Annotated in this window: 1 tRNA gene and 3 rRNA genes; all 4 read left to right on the forward strand. The window is 49.3% G+C overall.

The annotated features are described in order from the left end of the window. The first annotated feature begins 148 nt into the window (after nucleotides 1-148). The 4 genes from ABID29_RS12020 to rrf all read left to right on the forward strand — a co-directional run bounded on the left by ABID29_RS12020 (nucleotide 149) and on the right by rrf (nucleotide 5483). Nucleotides 149-1707 (forward strand): 16S ribosomal RNA (locus tag ABID29_RS12020). A 316-nt stretch (nucleotides 1708-2023) separates the two neighbouring features. Then, nucleotides 2024-2096: transfer RNA gene (locus ABID29_RS12025), tRNA-Ala, on the forward strand. Between the two features lie 289 nt (nucleotides 2097-2385). Then, nucleotides 2386-5289, forward strand: a 23S ribosomal RNA gene (locus ABID29_RS12030). Between the two features lie 78 nt (nucleotides 5290-5367). Next, nucleotides 5368-5483 (forward strand): 5S ribosomal RNA (gene rrf, locus ABID29_RS12035). The 16S, 23S and 5S rRNA genes sit together here with 1 tRNA gene alongside, the layout of an rRNA operon. Nucleotide 5484 lies beyond the last annotated feature (1 nt).

A 5484-nucleotide genomic window follows, 5' to 3' on the forward strand; every position in this document is an offset into this window, starting at 1 on the left:
GTGATATACTAAGATAGTTGTCTCGCAAGGAGGCGATGAAGACCATTGAAAATTAAAGAAGACGAACCAAACGTGCAGGGTGAAGTTATGAAGATAACTTCGTCAATGAAAAAACAATAAGTCAGTGATGACTGACCAAGAAAGAACTTTTAATGAGAGTTTGATCCTGGCTCAGGACGAACGCTGGCGGCGTGCCTAATACATGCAAGTGGAACGCAGTTGATTCTACCGTAGCTTGCTACATTTGAATGAACTGAGTCGCGAACGGGTGAGTAACGCGTAGGTAACCTGCCTCATAGCGGGGGATAACTATTGGAAACGATAGCTAATACCGCATAATAGTGTTTGACACATGTTAGACATTTGAAAGGAGCAACTGCTTCACTATGAGATGGACCTGCGTTGCATTAGCTAGTTGGTGGGGTAACGGCTCACCAAGGCGTCGATGCATAGCCGACCTGAGAGGGTGATCGGCCACACTGGGACTGAGACACGGCCCAGACTCCTACGGGAGGCAGCAGTAGGGAATCTTCGGCAATGGGGGGAACCCTGACCGAGCAACGCCGCGTGAGTGAAGAAGGTTTTCGGATCGTAAAGCTCTGTTGTAAGAGAAGAACGTTAGTAAGAGTGGAAAGTTTACTAAGTGACGGTATCTTACCAGAAAGGGACGGCTAACTACGTGCCAGCAGCCGCGGTAATACGTAGGTCCCGAGCGTTGTCCGGATTTATTGGGCGTAAAGCGAGCGCAGGTGGTTTCTTAAGTCTGGAGTAAAAGGCAGTGGCTCAACCATTGTACGCTCTGGAAACTGGGGAACTTGAGTGCAGAAGGGGAGAGTGGAATTCCATGTGTAGCGGTGAAATGCGTAGATATATGGAGGAACACCGGTGGCGAAAGCGGCTCTCTGGTCTGTAACTGACACTGAGGCTCGAAAGCGTGGGTAGCGAACAGGATTAGATACCCTGGTAGTCCACGCCGTAAACGATGAGTGCTAGGTGTTGGGTCCTTTCCGGGACTCAGTGCCGCAGCTAACGCATTAAGCACTCCGCCTGGGGAGTACGGCCGCAAGGCTGAAACTCAAAGGAATTGACGGGGGCCCGCACAAGCGGTGGAGCATGTGGTTTAATTCGAAGCAACGCGAAGAACCTTACCAGGTCTTGACATCCCGATGCCCGTCCTAGAGATAGGATTTTACTTCGGTACATCGGTGACAGGTGGTGCATGGTTGTCGTCAGCTCGTGTCGTGAGATGTTGGGTTAAGTCCCGCAACGAGCGCAACCCCTATTGTTAGTTGCCATCATTGAGTTGGGCACTCTAGCGAGACTGCCGGTAATAAACCGGAGGAAGGTGGGGATGACGTCAAATCATCATGCCCCTTATGACCTGGGCTACACACGTGCTACAATGGTCGGTACAACGAGTCGCAAGCCGGTGACGGCAAGCTAATCTCTTAAAGCCGATCTCAGTTCGGATTGGAGGCTGCAACTCGCCTCCATGAAGTCGGAATCGCTAGTAATCGCGGATCAGCACGCCGCGGTGAATACGTTCCCGGGCCTTGTACACACCGCCCGTCACACCACGAGAGTTTGTAACACCCGAAGTCGGTGAGGTAACCGTTAAGGAGCCAGCCGCCTAAGGTGGGATAGATGATTGGGGTGAAGTCGTAACAAGGTAGCCGTATCGGAAGGTGCGGCTGGATCACCTCCTTTCTAAGGATAATCAAGTTACTAAGGACGTTAAGAAATTCGTATGAAAATAGGAAACTGACGCTGTGTGTTTATCACACAAGGAAGTTGATCATTTTCACTAGAATTTTAGTCCGAGTACGATTACGGAACCTGTACGTCGTCTTCTTTAATTTTGAGTGGTCTTATTAAGTAACAGAGGGTGTTAAGAAATCCGTATGAAAATAGGAAACTGACGGTGTGTGTTTATCACACAAGGAAGTTTATCATTTTCACTAGGATTTTAACCCGAGTACAATTTTGACTATATATGACACCCGCAGTACTTAAGCTACTGTACGGGGCCTTAGCTCAGCTGGGAGAGCGCCTGCTTTGCACGCAGGAGGTCAGCGGTTCGATCCCGCTAGGCTCCATATCTAACTTTGGTTAGATAAAATAATAAGATAGCGTTCAGCAATGAACACGACCTTATTTCTTAGGCAAACCGATAAACTTCCTAGTGTGCACGACACATCGTCAGTTTTCTGTTTTTCTACAGAAATGCCCAACAAGTTGGGACGGTCTTAGTATCTTAGAATTGCCCATTGACAATTGAATATCTATATCAAATTCCACGATTATCTAGTGATAGATGATTGTAGATAGTAACAAGAAAATAAACCGAAACGCTGCGTATGTTACATACGAAAAATTAATTTTAAAGGTTAAGTTAATAAGGGCGCACGGTGGATGCCTTGGCACTAGGAGCCGAAGAAGGACGTGACGAACGACGAAATGCCTTGGGGAGCTGTAAGTAAGCATTGATCCAGGGGTGTCCGAATGGGGGAACCCACTAGCTTGATGGCTAGTACCCATCACTGTTAAGGTGATGAGGAGGAAGACGCAGTGAACTGAAACATCTAAGTAGCTGCAGGAAGAGAAAGCAAAAGCGATTGCCTTAGTAGCGGCGAGCGAAGAGGCAGGAGGGCAAACCGAAGTGTTTACACTTCGGGGTTGTAGGACTGCGCTGTGGACTTAAAGAGTATAGAAGAATGACATGGGAAGGTCAGCCAAAGAGGGTAATAGCCCCGTATTCGAAATAGTCTTTATACCTAGCAGAATCCTGAGTACGGCGAGACACGCGAAATCTCGTCGGAATCTGGGAGGACCATCTCCCAACCCTAAATACTCCCTAGTGACCGATAGTGAACCAGTACCGTGAGGGAAAGGTGAAAAGCACCCCGGAAGGGGAGTGAAAAAGAACCTGAAACCGTGTGCCTACAACAAGTTCGAGCCCGTTAATGGGTGAGAGCGTGCCTTTTGTAGAATGAACCGGCGAGTTACGTTATGATGCGAGGTTAAGTTGAAGAGACGGAGCCGTAGGGAAACCGAGTCTTAATAGGGCGACTTAGTATCATGATGTAGACCCGAAACCATGTGACCTACCCATGAGCAGGTTGAAGGTGCGGTAAGACGCACTGGAGGACCGAACCAGGGCACGTTGAAAAGTGCTTGGATGACTTGTGGGTAGCGGAGAAATTCCAAACGAACTTGGAGATAGCTGGTTCTCTCCGAAATAGCTTTAGGGCTAGCGTCGGCAAAAAGATCTCTTGGAGGTAGAGCACTGTTTGGATGAGGGGGCCATCTCGGTTTACTGATTTCAGATAAACTCCGAATGCCAATGAGATAAGGTCGGCAGTCAGACTGCGAGTGCTAAGATCCGTAGTCGAAAGGGAAACAGCCCAGACCACCAGCTAAGGTCCCAAAATATGTGTTAAGTGGAAAAGGATGTGGGGTTGCACAGACAACTAGGATGTTAGCTTAGAAGCAGCTATTCATTCAAAGAGTGCGTAATAGCTCACTAGTCGAGTGACCCTGCGCCGAAAATGTACCGGGGCTAAACACATTACCGAAGCTGTGGATGACACAAACGTGTCATGGTAGGAGAGCGTTCTATATGCGGCGAAGGCATACCGTGAGGAGTGCTGGAGCGTATAGAAGTGAGAATGCCGGTATGAGTAGCGAAAGACAGGTGAGAATCCTGTCCACCGTAAGACTAAGGTTTCCAGGGGAAGGCTCGTCCGCCCTGGGTTAGTCGGGACCTAAGGAGAGACCGAATGGTGTATCCGATGGCCAACAGGTTGATATTCCTGTACTAGAGTATATAGTGATGGAGGGACGCAGTAGGCTAACTAAAGCAGGCGAATGGAAGTGCCTGTCTAAGCAGTGAGGTGTGAGATGAGTCAAATGCTTATCTCTATAACATTGAGCTGTGATGGGGAGCGAAGATTAGTAGCGAAGTTAGTGACGTCACACTGCCAAGAAAAGCTTCTAGCGTTTAATTATACTCTACCCGTACCGCAAACCGACACAGGTAGTCGAGGCGAGTAGCCTCAGGTGATCGAGAGAACTCTCGTTAAGGAACTCGGCAAAATGGCCCCGTAACTTCGGGAGAAGGGGCGCTCAGTTTTACTGAGCCGCAGTGAATAGGCCCAAGCAACTGTTTATCAAAAACACAGCTCTCTGCTAAATCGTAAGATGATGTATAGGGGGTGACGCCTGCCCGGTGCTGGAAGGTTAAGAGGAGTGCTTAGCGTAAGCGAAGGTATGAATTGAAGCCCCAGTAAACGGCGGCCGTAACTATAACGGTCCTAAGGTAGCGAAATTCCTTGTCGGGTAAGTTCCGACCCGCACGAAAGGCGTAATGATTTGGGCACTGTCTCAACGAGAGACTCGGTGAAATTTTAGTACCTGTGAAGATGCAGGTTACCCGCGACAGGACGGAAAGACCCCATGGAGCTTTACTGCAGTTTGATATTGAGTAACTGTACCACATGTACAGGATAGGTAGGAGCCTATGAGATCGGGACGCCAGTTTCGGTAGAGGCGCTGTTGGGATACTACCCTTGTGTTATGGTTACTCTAACCCACTAGGCTAATCGTCTAGGGAGACAGTGTCTGACGGGCAGTTTGACTGGGGCGGTCGCCTCCTAAAGTGTAACGGAGGCGCCCAAAGGTTCCCTCAGATTGGTTGGAAATCAATCGCAGAGTGTAAAGGTATAAGGGAGCTTGACTGCGAGAGCCACAACTCGAGCAGGGACGAAAGTCGGGCTTAGTGATCCGGTGGTACCGTATGGAAGGGCCATCGCTCAACGGATAAAAGCTACCCTGGGGATAACAGGCTTATCTCCCCCAAGAGTTCACATCGACGGGGAGGTTTGGCACCTCGATGTCGGCTCGTCGCATCCTGGGGCTGTAGTCGGTCCCAAGGGTTGGGCTGTTCGCCCATTAAAGCGGCACGCGAGCTGGGTTCAGAACGTCGTGAGACAGTTCGGTCCCTATCCGTCGCGGGCGTAGGAAATTTGAGAGGATCTGCTCCTAGTACGAGAGGACCAGAGTGGACATACCGCTGGTGTACCAGTTGTCTTGCCAAAGGCATCGCTGGGTAGCTATGTATGGACGGGATAAACGCTGAAAGCATCTAAGTGTGAACCCCCCCTCAAGATGAGATTTCCCATAACTTTATGTTAGTAAGGACCCTTAGAGAAGATGAGGTAGATAGGTTGGGAGTGGAAGCATGGCGACATGTGGAGCGGACCAATACTAATCGTCCGAGGACTTAACCAGAGTCGATATTGACAAGCGTAAGGATTTGAGTTACAATATAGGTATTCAATTGTGATTGGGGAATACCAATCAAAGAAGTTAAGTGATGATAGCCTAGGAGATACACCTGTACCCATGCCGAACACAGCAGTTAAGCCCTAGAACGCCTGAAGTAGTTGGGGGTTTCCCCCTGTGAGATACGGAAGTCGCTTAGCT

The organism is Streptococcus rupicaprae, from assembly GCF_040545225.1.
GTDB classification, from domain to species: domain Bacteria; phylum Bacillota; class Bacilli; order Lactobacillales; family Streptococcaceae; genus Streptococcus; species Streptococcus rupicaprae.